Here is a 15,140-nt window from a genome sequence, read left to right on the forward strand (position 1 = left end):
CTTCACTCCGCTGGTTGTGGATGCGCCGCCCCGGCGCGCGAGATTGCCGAGGCCGGCTTTTCGACATTCGCCTGGGCACCGGGCGACTGGGGAGGCTGCGTCGGCGGGTCACCGGATCCTTCGCCGAAGTCGGAGGAGATCTTGCGCTGGCGCAGGGCCGTCCAGCCCTGGCTCACGGTGCCGACAATCCCCTTGGGCAGGAACAGGGTCACGAAGACAAACAGGCCGCCGAGGGCAAACAGCCAGATATCCGGCAGAGCGGCCGTAAACCATGTCTTTGCAAAGTTGACCAGAACCGCACCGAGCACGGCACCGACAAGCGTTCCCCTGCCGCCGACCGCGACCCAGATCACCACTTCGATCGAGTTTGCGGGTGCGAACTCGCCCGGGTTGATGATGCCGACCTGCGGGACATAGAGCGCGCCGGCGACGCCGGCCATCATGGCCGAAAGTGTCCAGACGAACAGCTTGTAGTGTTCCACCCGGTAACCGAGGAAGCGCGTCCGGCTCTCCGCGTCGCGAACCGCCACCAGAACCTTTCCGAGCTTCGAGCGCGTGATGGACCGGCAGATCAGGAAGCAGATGACCAGGGCAATGCCCGAGGCCGCAAACAGACCGGCACGTGTCGTGTCCGCCTGGATGTCGAAACCCAGAATGTCCTTGAAGTCGGTCAGGCCGTTGTTGCCGCCAAATCCCATGTCATTGCGGAAGAACGCCAGCAGAAGTGCGTAGGTAAGGGCCTGGGTGATGATGGACAGGTAGACACCTGTGACCCGTGAGCGGAACGCGAACCAGCCGAACACGAAGGCCAGCAGTCCCGGAACCAGCACGACCATGAGGGCGGCGAACCAGAACATGTCGAATCCGTACCAGTACCACGGCAGCTCCTGCCAGTTCAGGAACACCATGAAGTCCGGAAGGATCGGGTCACCGTAAACTCCGCGGGTGCCGATTTGCCGCATGAGGTACATGCCCATGGCGTAGCCGCCGAGTGCGAAGAATGCCGCATGGCCGAGCGAGAGAATACCGCAATAGCCCCAGACCAGATCGACCGCCAGCGCAAGAAGCGCGTAGGTCAGGTACTTGCCCATCAGCGTGACGGCATAGGTCGGCACGTGCAAGGCGGAACTCTCCGGTACGAAAAGATTGCATGCCGGAACGAGAATGATGACGGCGGCCATGATCGCCAGGAAGACACCGGCGCGCGCATCCATAGCGCGGAAGAGAAAAGACGACATCATGCTTCGACTGCCCGGCCCTTGAGGGCGAACAGCCCCCTCGGACGCTTCTGAATGAACAGGATGATAAAGACGAGAACGAAGATCTTGCCAAGCACCGCTCCTGCATAGGGTTCCAGGAACTTGTTGACCACGCCAAGCGTCATTGCGCCCACCAGCGTGCCCCAGAGGTTTCCGACACCGCCGAACACAACGACCATGAAGCTGTCGATGATGTACCCCTGGCCGAGGTTGGGCGACACGTTGTCGATCTGTGACAGCGCGACGCCGGCAATTCCGGCAATTCCGGAACCGAGACCGAAGGTCAGCGCGTCGATCCAGGGTGTGCGGATCCCCATGGAGGCCGCCATGCGCCGGTTCTGGGTAACGGCTCTCGTGTAGAGCCCGAACGGTGTTTTCTTCAGCACCAGCATCAGGCCGGCAAACACCAGCAGCGCGAAGACGACGATCCACATGCGGTTATAGGTGATGGTCATCTGGCCAAGTTCGAACGCTCCGGACATCCAGTCCGGGTTGCCGACTTCACGGTTCGTCGGGCCGAAGATGGAGCGCACGGCCTGTTGCAGGATGAGCGAGATCCCCCACGTGGCCAGGAGCGTTTCCAGGGGACGGCCGTAGAGCCAGCGGATGACGCCGCGCTCGATCGCAATTCCGATCAGGCCCGCGGTCAGAAAGGCGAGGGGCAGTGCGATGAAGAGAGAATAGTCGAACAGGCCTGGGGCCGATGTCCTGATGAGTTCCTGAACCACGAAGGTCGTGTAGGCCCCGATCATGACCATCTCGCCATGCGCCATGTTGATGACGCCCATCACGCCGAATGTGATGGCAAGCCCGATGGCGGCAAGCAGCAGAACCGATCCGAGCGAGATGCCGTACCAGATGTTTTGAGCCGCGTCCCATGCTGCGATGGATTTCTCGATTTTCGTGACGGCGGCTGTGGCAGCAACTTGTACCGCGCCCTCGGTGCTCGACCTGACGGCGATCAGCAGCGACAGCGCTTCGCGGTTGCCCATCTCGGAAAGCGTTTCGACAGCCGCGATCTTGTCGGCCTCGTCCAGATCCGAATTCAGAACCGCCGCAGCGCGCGCCTGTTGCATGACCCGGAGGACGTTTTCGTCCTGCTCGGCGGCAATGGCTGTATCTAGGGCTTCAATGCTGCCGGGATCTTTCGCCTTGAAAACGGCTTCCGCGGCCGCGATGCGGACCTTCGGGTCCGGAGCCATCAGGGTAAGGGAACCGAGCGCAGAGCGGATAACCCGTCGCAGCTTGTTGTTCACCTTGATCTTCTTGACCTCGCGCCGGCCGGCTTCGCCTTGCGCCTCCAGGGTCAGCGGATCCGTGAGTTTGAACTGTTTGCCGTCCTTTTCCGCAATGAAGACCTGACCGTCCGACTTGCGGAAATAAAGGTCACCCGCGCCCAGGGCTTCGAGCGCCGGCGCAACCGCGGGATCGCCCGTCGCCGCCAGGTCGCCGATCTGCTGCTCTGTTTCGGCGTATTTTCCCTTGGCAAGTTCGTTGATCAGCGGACGGAGCGTTTCCGGATCGGATTGTGCAAGGGCCGGGCTGGCCAGCAGGCAAAGGAATAGCAAAAACGATTTCAAGAAGGACATAGGTCCACCGGCGCTGTGAATTTGAAAAAACGCCTCATCCCCGGGAGCCGTTCAGACGGACCCGAAGGTCCTCCTCAGGATGAGGTTTTGGTTCTCGCGTCTTCCCGGGTTCCCCATTTGGCGTCCGGGACAACAGTGGCAGGAAAGGTGCGGAGCGGGCCCAGAAAGACCCGCTCCGCTGGTTCCTCCCTTAGGACCCGGAACCGCCGCACTTGCCGGTGGCGGTGTTGAAGTTGCCGCAGGAAAGCGGCGCACGCCAATCCGAGATCAGATCCTTGGAGCCTTCCAGGTAGTCGGACCATGCATCGCCAACCACCGTACCGGAAGTTTCCCAGACCGTTTCAAACTGGCCGTCGTCCTGGATCTCGCCGATCAGAACAGGCTTGGTGATGTGGTGGTTCGGCATCATGGCCGAATATCCGCCTGTCAGGTTCGGCACGGAGACACCGACGATTGCGTCGATCACGGCATCCGGATCGGTGGTGCCGGCCTTCTCGACAGCTTCGACCCACATGTTGAAGCCGATGAAGTGTGCTTCCATCGGATCGTTGGTCACACGGTCCTCGTCGCCGATGAAGGCATGCCATGCATCGATGAACTCGGCGTTGATGTCGGTATCGGCGGACTGGAAGTAGTTCCAGGCAGCGAGGTGGCCGACAAGCGGGCCGGTGTCGAGGCCGGCGAGTTCTTCTTCACCCACGGAGAAGGCAACGACCGGAATGTCTTCGGCCTTGATGCCGGCGTTTGCCAGTTCCTTGTAGAACGGAACGTTGGCGTCGCCGTTGATCGTGGAGACCACGGCGGTTTTCTTGCCGCCCGAACCGAATGTCTTGATGTCCGAAACGATCGTCTGCCAGTCGGAATGACCGAACGGCGTGTAGTTGATCATGATGTCTTCTTCAGCGACACCCTTGGACTTCAGGTAGGCTTCGAGGATCTTGTTGGTCGTGCGCGGATAGACATAGTCGGTTCCGGCAAGAACCCAGCGCTCGACGCCTTCTTCGTTCATCAGGTAGTCAACGGCCGGAATCGCCTGCTGGTTCGGAGCGGCACCCGTGTAGAAAACGTTGCGCTGGGACTCTTCGCCTTCGTACTGAACCGGGTAGAAGAGAAGCGAGTTCAGCTCTTCGAAGACCGGAAGCACGGATTTGCGCGAAACGGACGTCCAGCAGCCGAAGACGGCATCGACGCCATTCACTTCGATCAGTTCGCGTGCCTTTTCGGCAAACAGCGGCCAGTCGGAAGCCGGATCGACGACCACGGCTTCAAGCTTCTTGCCCAGAAGGCCACCCTTCTTGTTCTGCTCCTCGATGAGCATCAGCATGGCGTCTTTGAGCGTGGTTTCGGAGATCGCCATCGTGCCGGAAAGCGAGTGCAGGATGCCGACCTTGATCGTGTCGTCGTCGGCAGCTGCGCCACCGATCATGGTGGAGGCCATCAGGCCAGCGAGGGCGAATTTGGTGAATGTGTTTTTCATGTAAGTCCCCTTGATACGATGCACCGGTTCCCTGCCGGTGCAGGACGGCTGGAAGGATTGCCGCCATCGGGGACGGATCGTGCGCCGGAACAACTGCAGCGCAACATACGTCAATTGACGTAAGCGGCGGTGGGGACGGTCCGGCATTGCCGGCACCGGTCGGCACGGATTGTGCTGTGTAGATCGCCTTGGACTGTAAACAGGGAAAGTTGGGGCAATGCAGACGGCTTTTTGCCGAAAAAATGGGCATATGGCCAAAAGCAGGGCAGGGAAGACGCATTGACCGCCCGTCAGCGCATATTGCCCGTTCGCCGTCAGTACAACAAATGGGTCAACAACCAGACGCTTGAGGACTATGCCCTTCGCTTCACGGCGAAGGGAGCCCGCCGGTTCTCCTCGCGGGCCATCTCCCAGACCGCGATAGGCGCGATCTCCTTTCTGGCGCTGGAAGCGATCGGCGGTGCCATCACGCTGTCACACGGAACCGCCAACGCCTTTGTCGCCATCCTGGTGGGAAGCCTGGTTCTCCTGATCGTCGGCTTGCCGATCAGCCGCTATGCCATGCGTTACGGCGTCGACATCGACCTGCTGACCCGCGGCGCGGGGTTCGGTTACATCGGATCGACCATAACGTCGCTCATCTACGCCAGTTTCACCTTCATCCTGTTCGCCATCGAAGCCTCGATCATGTCGAGCGCACTCGAGTTCGCCTTCGGGGTCCCCCTCTGGCTGGGATACATCATCAGCGCCGTCGCCGTCATTCCGCTGGTAACCCACGGCATCACCTGGATCAGCCGGTTCCAGCTTGCAACGCAGCCGTTCTGGATCGTCCTGAACATCCTGCCCTTCGTGTTCATCGCGTTTACGGACTGGCAGTCTGTCGGACAGTGGCTGACATTCTCCGGAATCGATCCGGCAACCCAGGCACCCCGGACCGAACCGGGAGGCTGGGAAAGCGTCAACCTGATCAGCTTTGGTGCTGCGACAGCCGTCATCCTTGCCCTGATGGCGCAGATCGGTGAACAGGTCGATTTCCTCCGGTTCCTGCCTGCAGAAGATTTTGCGCGCCGGCGGCACCGGCTCGCCCTTTTCCTTGCCGGACCGGGCTGGGTCGTTCTGGGCGCTCCGAAAATGATCGCGGGGTCCTTCCTCGCCGTGCTGGTGCTGTCGCACGGCGTCCCCGTCGAGCACGCCGACGAACCCTCGCGCATGTATACCGTTGCTTTCGGCTACATGATCCCCAACGAGACCGTCGTGCTCCTGCTGATGGCTGCCTTCGTCGTGGTGGCCCAGCTCAAGATCAACGTGATGAACGCCTATGCCGGGTCTCTTGCCTGGTCGAATTTCTTCTCAAGGTTGACGCATTCGCATCCCGGACGCGTGGTCTGGCTGGTGTTCAATGTCGGTATCGCACTGCTTCTGATGGAACTTGGCATCTACACGTTGTTGGAGGAGACACTCGGGGTCTTTTCCATTGTCGCAATGGCCTGGCTGTCGGCGATCTCCGCGGATCTGTTCATCAACAAGCCGCTCGGATTATCGCCGCCCGGCATCGAATTCAAGCGGGCCCACCTTTATGACATCAACCCCGTCGGTACCGGCGCGATGCTGCTTGCGGCGGGTCTTTCGCTTGCAGCGCATTTTGGCCAGTTCGGAGAAGTCCCGGCCGCACTCGCCACCTTCCTGGCGATGGCGATCGCTTTTGTGGCAGCGCCCCTGATCGCCTACGCGACCAGGGGAAAATATTATCTGGCGCGCAAGCCGCGTGCGAGTTGGCAGGACAAATCGAGCATTGCCTGTTCGATTTGCGAAAACCCCTTCGAACCGGAGGACATGGCCTACTGCCCGGCTTATCAGGCGCCGATCTGCTCGCTGTGCTGCTCGCTCGATGCAAGGTGCCATGATTCCTGCAAGCCCAATGCACGCTTGGCGCATCAGGTCGGCAGCGTCGCATCGCTGGTGTTGCCGGAACAGGTGATCGCCTCACTGAACTCGCGTCTGGGCCGCTACGCCATCGCGTCAGCAATTTCCATCACCGGGATCGGCCTCGTCCTGTGGGTGATCTACGCGCAGGCCGTCAGCCGGTTCGGAGATCCGACCGGTATCATCGCCCAGACGATCACCCTGATTTTCTTCGTCTTCACGATCGTCGCCGGAATAGCCTGCTGGTTCCTGGTTCTCGCCCATGACACGCGCAGGGTCGCCGAGGAAGAATCGGCGCGCCAGAATGCTCTCCTGCAGAAGGAGATCGATGCGCACGGCGTGACCGATGCGGCCCTGCAAAAGGCCAAGGAAGATGCCGAGGCGGCGAACCTTGCCAAGAGCCGCTACGTGGTCGGTCTCAGCCACGAACTCAGGACGCCGCTCAATGCGGTGCTCGGCTACGCGCAGGTGCTGGAACGCGATGAAACCCTGCCCATGGCCCGCAAGCCCGCCGTCAGCACGATCCGGCGCAGTGCCGAACATCTCTCCGGCCTGATTGACGGGCTCTTGGACATATCGCGGATCGAGGCGGGCCGTCTGCAGATCTACTCCAACGAGATCAACATCCACGATTTCCTCGACCAGATCGTCGACATGTTCGAAATGCAGGCAAGCGCGAAGGGGCTCGGGTTCGAATTCGACGCCGCGCCCAACCTGCCGGTCTTCGTCAGGACCGACGAGAAGCGGCTGCGGCAGATCCTGGTCAACCTTCTGTCAAACGCCATCAAGTTCACCGAAAGCGGCAAGGTTTCGCTCAGCGTCGGCTACCGGTCCCAGGTCGCAAGCTTCGTCATCAAGGACACCGGGCCGGGTATCGATCTCAAGGAGCAGGCCAAGATCTTCGAACCGTTCGGCCGCAGCAAGGCGCCGGCGAGCCGCTCTGCCCCGGGGCTTGGCCTCGGCCTGACCATCACCAAGCTGCTGACGGAAACCATGGGCGGCGCGATCGCGCTCGCGAGCGAGCCCGGAAAGGGCGCATCCTTCGAGGTCCGCCTCATGCTGGCCGCCGTGGACCGGCCGGTCGATATCGTCCGCCTCGAGCATCAGGTGAGGGGCTACAAGGGCGCACGCAAGACCATCGCCGTGGTTGACGACAATCCCGATCACCGCGCGCTGGTGAGTGAAATCCTGAAACCGATCGGCTTCACGGTTCTGGAAGCCTCAAACGGTGCGGAGTGCCTGTCGGCGCTGGTCGATCTGGCGCCGGATCTCTATCTCGTCGACATTCTGATGCCCGGCATGAACGGATGGGAACTGACCCAGGCGCTGCGCCGCGCGGATGAGCACACACCGATCGTGATGCTGTCGGCGAATATCGGCGACCAGTCCCTTCGGCCCGACGGGCCTTCGCTTCATGATGCGACCCTGGCGAAACCGTTTGACATCGGCCAGTTGCTCGATCTCTTGCAGAAACATCTCGGCCTGACCTGGACGGAAACGGTTCAGCAGGACGGCCCGGAACCTGCCAAACCGGCACGGCTGAGATCACCGGGTGCAAAACACGTCGCCGATCTGATCTCGCTTGCCGAGATCGGATATGTGGAGGGCATCGAGGCAAAGCTTGCCGAACTTGCCGGCACCCCCGAGAATAAACCCCTTGTCGAAACGCTTCATGGTCATCTCAACCGCTTTGATTTTGACGCCTATAACGACGTTCTGAGCGAACTGGAAACCAATGACGGATGACCGCCGCGATACCGTCCTTGTGGTGGACGACAGCCCGGAGACCCTCGGGTTCGTGACCGAGGCGCTGAAAAAGACGGGCGTCGCCGTCCTGGTTGCGACCAGCGGCGAGGCCGCGCTCACGATTTGCGGCAAGGTCACGCCCGACACGATCCTGATGGACGCGGTCATGCCCGGGCTGGACGGCTTCGAAACCTGCCGGAGGATCAAGGACAACCCGGCCCTGAAACATGTGCCGGTGATCTTCATGACGGGGCTGTCGGAAACCGAGCATATCGTGAAGGCGCTGGAATCGGGTGGTGTCGACTTCCTGACCAAGCCGATCGACGTTGATGAACTGAAGGCGCGCATCAAAGTTCATCTCAAGAATGCGCGTTCGGTGCAGAGCGCCCACGTGGCGCTGGATGCTGCCGGCCGCCACCTCGTCGCGGTCAATGCCGCAGGCAACATCCTCTGGTCGACACCGCAGATCCAGTCGCTTCTCGAACAGGCGGGAAACGCGGAGACGAGCCTGCAGCAGCTTGGCAAGGCGCTTGGCGACTGGCTCGACACATCCGAACCGTCCGGCGCCTACCACAAGAGTTTCATGCTCGGACTGTCCGATACGCTCGCGGTCCAGCTGCATCCGCTTGGCCGCGTCGGGCCGGACGAAAACCTCTTCCGCGTCACGAAAGAGGACGAAGCGGGTCAGATCCGGGCGCTCCAGGACCGGTTCGAACTCACCCAGCGCGAAGCCGAGGTGCTGATCTGGATCGCCAAAGGCAAGGCGAACAAGGACATCGGCGAGATCCTCGGTCTCTCACCGCGCACGGTCAACAAGCACCTCGAGCAGATCTTCGTCAAACTCGGCGTCGAAAACAGGGCGTCGGCCGCCGTCCGCGCGGCTGAAATCATCTACGCGCTTTAGGCGTTTCGTGCCTGCCCATTCCCGGCCTTTTCTTTTGACCACACAACGCTAACGCCCTTGATGATTGCCAAAGTTTAATGAGAATCGTTCGCAACTGGCTTGACAGTTGCAAATGATTTGCAATATCAATTGCAGAAGACGGAGCGAAATCCCAGTTTGGAGTCCGGAATGATCAGAAGGTCCTTGTTTGCCGCGTCCATGACCTCCCTCGCGATACTCATGTCACCGGTTGCGCAGGCGGCCGACAAGATGAAGGTCGCGACCACCTTTACCGTGATTGCCGACATCGCCGGCAATGTGGCGGGAGAGGCTGCCGAAGTCGTGTCGATCACCAAACCGGGCGCGGAAATTCACGGTTACCAGCCGACGCCACAGGACATCGTACGAGCATCCGATGCCGATCTGATCCTCTGGAACGGTATGAACCTGGAACTCTGGTTCGAGCAGTTCCTGTCCAATCTCGGCGACATCCCGTCGGCGACGCTGACGGACGGCATCGATCCGATCGCCATCAGATCAGGGGCCTATGAAGGCAAGCCGAACCCGCATGCCTGGATGGGGCTCGACAACGCGCTGGTCTATATCGACAACATCGTTGCGGCCTTTTCAGCGCAGGATCCGGACAACGCCGCAACATATGAACAGAATGCGGAAGCCTACAAGGAGCAGTTACGGGCAACCATCGAACCGCTTCGCGAGGCGGTCGCGGAAATCCCGCAGGCACAGCGCTGGCTGGTCACCTGCGAAGGGGCCTTTAGCTATCTCGCCCGGGACTTCGGCATGAAGGAACTCTATCTCTGGCCGATGAACGCTGACCAGGTCGGCACGCCTCAGCAGGTCAGGTCCGTGATCGATGGTGTCAGGGAAAACGAGATCCCGGTCGTCTTCTGCGAAAGCACGGTGAACACCGCGCCGGCAAAGCAGGTCGCACGGGAAACCGGCGCAAGCTACGGCGGCGAGCTCTACGTGGACTCGTTGAGCGAGGCCGGTGGCAAGGTGCCGACCTATCTCGATCTCCTGAGAGTGACCGCCACAACCGTTGCCGAAGGATTGAAGTCTGCGTCGAACTGATCGCTGCGGGCCGACCGGCGGCCACCCGATTGTTATGTCGTGAAGAGTACTCTTTAATGGGGTGACCCGTGCTGCAAATCGTCAAGGACCCCGAAATGGATGCGACCGTGTCAGCGGACGCTGGCGGACTTTCCGCAAAGGATGTGACCGTTACCTACCGCAACGGTCACACGGCGTTGTGGAACGCAAGCTTTTCCATTCCAAGGGGCACCGTGACGGCTCTGGTCGGCGTGAACGGGGCGGGCAAGTCGACGCTCTTCAAGGCGATCATGGGTTTCGTCCCCGCGGCACAGGGCGAGATCCGCATTCTCGATCTGCCGGTGCGCGCGGCGCTGAAGCGGAACCTGGTTGCCTATGTGCCGCAATCGGAGGAGGTCGACTGGTCTTTCCCGGTGCTGGTCGAGGACGTCGTCATGATGGGCCGGTACGGCCACATGGGGTTTTTGCGCCGTCCGAAACCGGCCGATCACGCTGCGGTCGACACGGCGCTACGCCGGGTCAATATGCAGGACTTCCGCCAGCGCCAGATCGGTGAACTGTCCGGTGGCCAGCGCAAGCGCGTCTTTCTCGCCCGTGCCCTCGCACAGGACGGCCAGGTGATCCTGCTGGACGAGCCCTTCACCGGCGTGGACGTCAAGACCGAAGAGCAGATCGTGGCGCTTCTGAAGGAACTCCGGGAGGAGGGCCGGGTGATGCTGGTTTCGACACACAATCTCGGCTCGGTTCCAGAGTTCTGCGACCGGACCGTGCTGGTGAAGGGTACGGTTCTGGCCTATGGCGCGACGCAGACGACCTTCACCCGTGAAAACCTGGAACAGGCCTTCGGTGGCGTGTTGCGTCATTTCACCATTTCGGACGAAACGCTGCACACCGATGGTGACCAGCGCACGGTGACGATCCTGACCGACGACGAAAGACCGTTCGTGCAGTACGGCGACGAGGTCCAGACCACGGACGGCAAGCGGTAATGTCGATCCTCCTGGAGCCTTTTGCCTACAATTACATGGTCAATGCCATGTGGGTATCGGCACTGGTGGGTGGCGTCTGTGCATTTCTGTCCGCTTACCTGATGCTGAAGGGCTGGTCCCTGATCGGAGATGCGCTGTCTCATTCAGTCGTACCCGGTGTTGCCGGGGCCTACGTTCTCGGACTGCCGTTTTCGCTCGGCGCCTTTCTCGCGGGCGGGCTGGCTGCCGGTGCCATGCTGTTCCTTTCAGAGCGATCCGGATTGAAACCGGACGTGATCATCGGGCTCATCTTCACCTCCTTTTTCGGCCTCGGCCTGTTCATTGTCTCCGTGAACCCGATGTCGGTCTCCATTCAGACCATAACAATGGGCAACATCCTGGCGATCACGCCCGAGGACACACTTCAGCTTGCCATCATCGGTTTTGTGTCGCTGGCGGTATTGCTGGCCAAATGGAAAGACCTGATGGTGACGTTCTTCGATGAGAACCATGCACGGTCCATCGGTCTGCACCCGGGCGCGTTGAAAGCCGTTTTCTTCGTGCTTCTGTCCGCCTCCGTCGTCGCGGCGATGCAGACGGTGGGCGCGTTCCTGGTCATCGCCATGGTGGTAACGCCCGGTGCCACCGCCTATCTGCTGTGCGACCGCTTTCCGCGTCTGATCGCGCTTTCGGTTGCCATCGGCGCGCTCACCAGCTTCACAGGCGCTTATGTCAGCTACTTTCTGGACGGCGCGACGGGCGGCATTATCGTGACGCTTCAGACCCTTGTCTTCCTGACCGCATTCGTGTTCGCGCCCAAGCACGGCCTGTTGGCAGCCCGGCGCAAGGCGGCGGCAGCCTTGCGTGAACCGCAGCCGGACGAAGCGGACCCGACAGGCGGGGAGGCCGCCTGATGGATCTCGACACGCTTCTGTTGCCGTTCCGCTTCCCTTTCATGCAGAACGCCTTCCTGATCTGCATCATCGTCTCCATCCCGACCGCGCTGCTCTCGTGTTTTCTGGTCATGAAGGGCTGGGCGCTGATGGGCGATGCCGTCAGCCATGCCATCCTGCCCGGGATCGTGGTTGCCTATATTTTCGGTATGCCGCTTCTGATCGGCGCGTTTGCGGCCGGAATGATCTGCGCCCTGGCAACGGGGTATCTGGCCGGCAACAGCCGGGTGAAGCAGGACACCGTGATGGGCGTCGTCTTCTCGGGCATGTTCGGCCTCGGCATCGTGCTCTATGTCGCCATCGAAACCGATGCTCATCTCGATCATATCCTGTTCGGCAACATGCTCGGTGTCGGAGCGTCGGATCTCCTCACCGCCGGCATCATCGCGCTTCTCGTGAGCGGTGCCCTGGTGCTGAAGTGGAAGGATCTCGTCCTGCACAGTTTCGATGCCGCACAGGCCCGGGCGTCCGGTCTTCCCGTCAACCTGCTGCATTATGGGCTTCTGGCGGCGCTTTCGCTCACAATCGTGGCCACCCTTTCGGCGGCAGGACTTATCCTCGCCATCGGACTTCTGATCGCACCGGGCGCGATTGCCTTCCTGCTGGTGCGGACCTTCGGGACCATGCTCTGGGTGTCTGTGGCCGTCTGCATGACATCCATGCTCGCCGGGACTTACGCAAGCTTCTATCTCGACAGCGCGCCCGCGCCGACGATCATCCTGATCCTGACCCTGGTGTTCGTCGTGGCCTTCGCGCGGCGGCTGGCGCTGACACGAGCGGCGTCAGCTGCCAAGACGGGCTGAGAGAACGACAGGCGGCAACGGAAGGGCATTTCCGAGGATCACGCGGAATTCCCATAACCGAAATTTCCGTTTGCAGAACTGAAAGGCCCTGTTGCTTTTTCGAAAACGACGCGGCCAACTGAAACAAAGTTAACAAATAAAGCATTGCAAAAAATAAAGAAAATCTGATCATCGTTTATGTGGTTAATGGCCCGTTAACTGCACAGCTCCGCCTGAAACTGCGCGTCTGCGCATTATCAGAAGGAGTGCATTGACATGCCCAGCTTACCCGCAACACGTCCCGTCATCGGGACCAATGAAGATGATGTTTTGAATGGCTCGAAACACTCCGACGTAATGTCCGGACGTTTCGGCGACGATCTCCTGACCGGCAAGGACGGCAATGACGAAATCTGGGGCGGAACCGGAGACGACACGCTCTACGGCAACAACGGCAACGACATTCTCTACGGTTCGGGCGGTCCGAGCCTCGTGCAGGTAACATCGGTCGAGATCACCGACGACTATCCGGTTTCCGTGGTGTTCGAGGGTGAAACCGCCGGCTACCGCAACACGTTCGGCTACTACAAGATCGCAGAAGATGGCACGATCCAGGATGTCGAGTTCATCTGGCCGAACGCCTCGCTGCAGGGCAGTGGCGGTAATCTCATCGCCGGCGAATCCCGCGAATTCCTCGATGTCAGCGCCGGCGACCGTGTCGCGTTTTTCATCGTGTCGAACGGCTACAGCCGCAACGGCGGCTATTCGCATCTCGACATGGAAAACGGCACGCTGGAGTTCCAGAACTCTGATGGAACGCAGGCAACGCTCGACAGCGACAGTCCGCGCCTCTATCACATTGCACCTGGTGGCACGAAGACGCTCATCCAGTACGATCCGTACCACACCGCCGCATATGGCGACACGGTCAACCTGAACCCGGACAATATCCTGCACACGACCGGCGTCCTGAAAACCGACGCGGGCACGCTGACGCTCGGGTTTGAAGATCTCTTCAACGGCGGCGACCGCGATTTCGACGACAGCGTCTTCACGGTCGATATCGGTCTTGCCAATGCTCTGGTTCTGAACGCCCACTATAATACCGGCAACGGCGGTACCGATCCCGACCCCGGCAACGGTGGCGATACGCCGGTTGTCATCGAACGGTCTGACAATGACCACCTGCACGGCGGCACCGGTGCCGACGAGCTTCATGGCCGCTCCGGCGACGACTGGCTCTACGGCAACAACGGCAATGACCACCTGCATGGCGGCAGTGGAAACGACACCCTTTATGGAGGGTCGGGCGAGGACAAGCTCTACGGCAATTCCGGCAACGACATCCTCCATGGCGGTCAGCAGAACGACGAGCTGAACGGCAACAACGGCGATGACACGCTTTACGGCGAATCCGGCAATGACACCCTCAACGGCGGCTCCGGCAACGACGCGCTGGACGGCGGCAATGAAAATGACACGCTCAACGGCGGCTCCGGCGACGACACCATGCAGGGTGGCTATGGTGACGACACGATGAATGGCGGCACCGGCAATGACACCATGGATGGCGGCAACGGCGTCGACATGCTTGTCGGCGGCTCCGGCGACGACATCATGCAGGGCGGTTACGGCGAAGACATCCTCAAGGGCGGTGCCGGCAACGACGAACTGCGCGGTGGTCACAACAACGACAAGCTCTACGGCGGTCATGACGATGACACGTTCTATGGGGATGCCGGCAACGACTACATGCATGGCGGCCGCGGCAACGATACCGTCGACTACTCCGCTTTCGGTGTCGACCTGTCGATCCTTCTCCACAACAAGAAGGCCCACGGCCTGGAGATCGGAACGGACACGCTGCACTTCATCGACAACATCAAGTCCGGGTCGGGCAACGACATCCTGAAAGGGACGACCGGTATCAACGTGATTGATGGCGGTGCGGGTAACGACGAAATCCGGAGCCTCGGTGGCAGTGACACGCTGACCGGTGGCACCGGCATCGACACGTTCATCTTCCGCAGTTACGACCTGAGCGGGCTGGATCTCATCACCGATTTCGTCATTGGCACGGACTTGCTGGATTTCAGCCACCTTGCCGGCAGCGATGATGACCAGACCTTCCTCGGCAAGCTCCAGGCGACCGGATCAGATGGCGGCACGCTCCTGTCCGTCGACCTTTCCGGAGACGGCAGCTACAACGACATCTGCACGCTGAGCGGTGTTGGTGAGCAGTCCTTGCAGTTCCTCTATGACAATGACTGTTTCGTCTTCTGAGGACTGAATTCTAAAATCCAGACAGGCCGGGGAACTTGTTTCGCGGCCTGTTTCCGCTCTCCGCACACGTTGAAAACTTTGCAAAATGGGAAAACCCCCGGGCCGCACAGGCCGCCGGGGGTTTTTCATTTTGCAAAGCCATTCCCGGGCATTTGAAAGTCGAGTTTAAGAAAAATTCAAAAAATCAATGAGTTAATGAAAATTGA

At 60.5% G+C, this 15,140-nt stretch carries 10 protein-coding genes; 7 read left to right on the forward strand and 3 right to left on the reverse strand.

Features of this window, described 5'->3' with window-relative positions:
• Positions 1 to 2: 2 nt before the first annotated feature.
• The 3 genes from urtC to urtA form a co-directional block, all read right to left on the reverse strand.
• A complete protein-coding gene (gene urtC / locus ACO07N_RS15565) occupies positions 3 to 1,241 on the reverse strand; it encodes an urea ABC transporter permease subunit UrtC (protein ID WP_421981894.1) in 1,239 nt (412 codons plus the stop codon).
• Positions 1,238 to 2,848 (reverse strand): urea ABC transporter permease subunit UrtB, encoded by a 1,611-nt coding sequence (gene urtB, locus ACO07N_RS15570; protein ID WP_421981895.1) that lies wholly within the window; start codon positions 2,846 to 2,848, stop codon positions 1,238 to 1,240. Before urtB ends, urtC begins: the two co-directional genes overlap by 4 nt.
• A gap of 190 nt (positions 2,849 to 3,038) precedes the next feature.
• Positions 3,039 to 4,325 carry an urea ABC transporter substrate-binding protein gene (urtA, locus tag ACO07N_RS15575; protein WP_421981896.1) on the reverse strand — a complete coding sequence of 429 codons (1,287 nt, stop codon included), beginning with the start codon at positions 4,323 to 4,325 and terminating at the stop codon, positions 3,039 to 3,041.
• 279 nt (positions 4,326 to 4,604) lie between these two features.
• Between urtA and ACO07N_RS15580 the strand changes: the two genes are divergently transcribed.
• The 7 genes from ACO07N_RS15580 to ACO07N_RS15610 all read left to right on the forward strand — a co-directional run bounded on the left by ACO07N_RS15580 (position 4,605) and on the right by ACO07N_RS15610 (position 14,934).
• Positions 4,605 to 7,994 (forward strand): ATP-binding protein, encoded by a 3,390-nt coding sequence (locus ACO07N_RS15580; RefSeq protein WP_421981897.1) that lies wholly within the window; start codon positions 4,605 to 4,607, stop codon positions 7,992 to 7,994.
• Entirely contained in the window at positions 7,984 to 8,898 is a 915-nt protein-coding gene (locus tag ACO07N_RS15585) for a response regulator (RefSeq protein ID WP_421981898.1), read from the forward strand. Before ACO07N_RS15580 ends, ACO07N_RS15585 begins: the two co-directional genes overlap by 11 nt.
• Before the next feature lie 198 nt (positions 8,899 to 9,096).
• On the forward strand, positions 9,097 to 9,969 hold the full coding sequence (locus ACO07N_RS15590; RefSeq protein ID WP_421984436.1) for a metal ABC transporter substrate-binding protein: 873 nt from the start codon (positions 9,097 to 9,099) through the stop codon (positions 9,967 to 9,969).
• 95 nt (positions 9,970 to 10,064) lie between these two features.
• Positions 10,065 to 10,937 carry a manganese/iron ABC transporter ATP-binding protein gene (locus ACO07N_RS15595; protein WP_421984437.1) on the forward strand — a complete coding sequence of 291 codons (873 nt, stop codon included), beginning with the start codon at positions 10,065 to 10,067 and terminating at the stop codon, positions 10,935 to 10,937.
• Positions 10,937 to 11,830, forward strand: coding sequence for a metal ABC transporter permease (locus ACO07N_RS15600; RefSeq protein ID WP_421981899.1), 894 nt, complete (start codon positions 10,937 to 10,939; stop codon positions 11,828 to 11,830). The genes ACO07N_RS15595 and ACO07N_RS15600 overlap by 1 nt, the downstream gene beginning before the upstream one ends.
• On the forward strand, positions 11,830 to 12,672 hold the full coding sequence (locus tag ACO07N_RS15605) for a metal ABC transporter permease (RefSeq protein ID WP_421981900.1): 843 nt from the start codon (positions 11,830 to 11,832) through the stop codon (positions 12,670 to 12,672). Before ACO07N_RS15600 ends, ACO07N_RS15605 begins: the two co-directional genes overlap by 1 nt.
• Before the next feature lie 255 nt (positions 12,673 to 12,927).
• Positions 12,928 to 14,934 carry a DUF4114 domain-containing protein gene (locus ACO07N_RS15610; RefSeq protein ID WP_421981901.1) on the forward strand — a complete coding sequence of 669 codons (2,007 nt, stop codon included), beginning with the start codon at positions 12,928 to 12,930 and terminating at the stop codon, positions 14,932 to 14,934.
• The last annotated feature ends 206 nt before the right edge of the window (positions 14,935 to 15,140 follow it).

It is taken from the genome of Roseibium sp., assembly GCF_965229775.1.
Taxonomy (GTDB): Bacteria; Pseudomonadota; Alphaproteobacteria; order Rhizobiales; family Stappiaceae; genus Roseibium.

Bases quoted from the DNA above. Each gene is read 5' to 3' on its own strand.
- ACO07N_RS15600 (WP_421981899.1), top strand. From the start codon at position 10,937: ATGTCGATCCTCCTGGAGCCTTTTGCCTACAATTACATGGTCAATGCC.
- ACO07N_RS15605 (WP_421981900.1), top strand. From the start codon at position 11,830: ATGGATCTCGACACGCTTCTGTTGCCGTTCCGCTTCCCTTTCATGCAG.
- ACO07N_RS15610 (WP_421981901.1), top strand. From the start codon at position 12,928: ATGCCCAGCTTACCCGCAACACGTCCCGTCATCGGGACCAATGAAGAT.
- ACO07N_RS15590 (WP_421984436.1), top strand. From the start codon at position 9,097: ATGACCTCCCTCGCGATACTCATGTCACCGGTTGCGCAGGCGGCCGAC.
- urtA (WP_421981896.1), bottom strand. From the start codon at position 4,325: ATGAAAAACACATTCACCAAATTCGCCCTCGCTGGCCTGATGGCCTCC.
- ACO07N_RS15595 (WP_421984437.1), top strand. From the start codon at position 10,065: ATGGATGCGACCGTGTCAGCGGACGCTGGCGGACTTTCCGCAAAGGAT.
- urtC (WP_421981894.1), bottom strand. From the start codon at position 1,241: ATGATGTCGTCTTTTCTCTTCCGCGCTATGGATGCGCGCGCCGGTGTC.
- urtB (WP_421981895.1), bottom strand. From the start codon at position 2,848: ATGTCCTTCTTGAAATCGTTTTTGCTATTCCTTTGCCTGCTGGCCAGC.
- ACO07N_RS15585 (WP_421981898.1), top strand. From the start codon at position 7,984: ATGACGGATGACCGCCGCGATACCGTCCTTGTGGTGGACGACAGCCCG.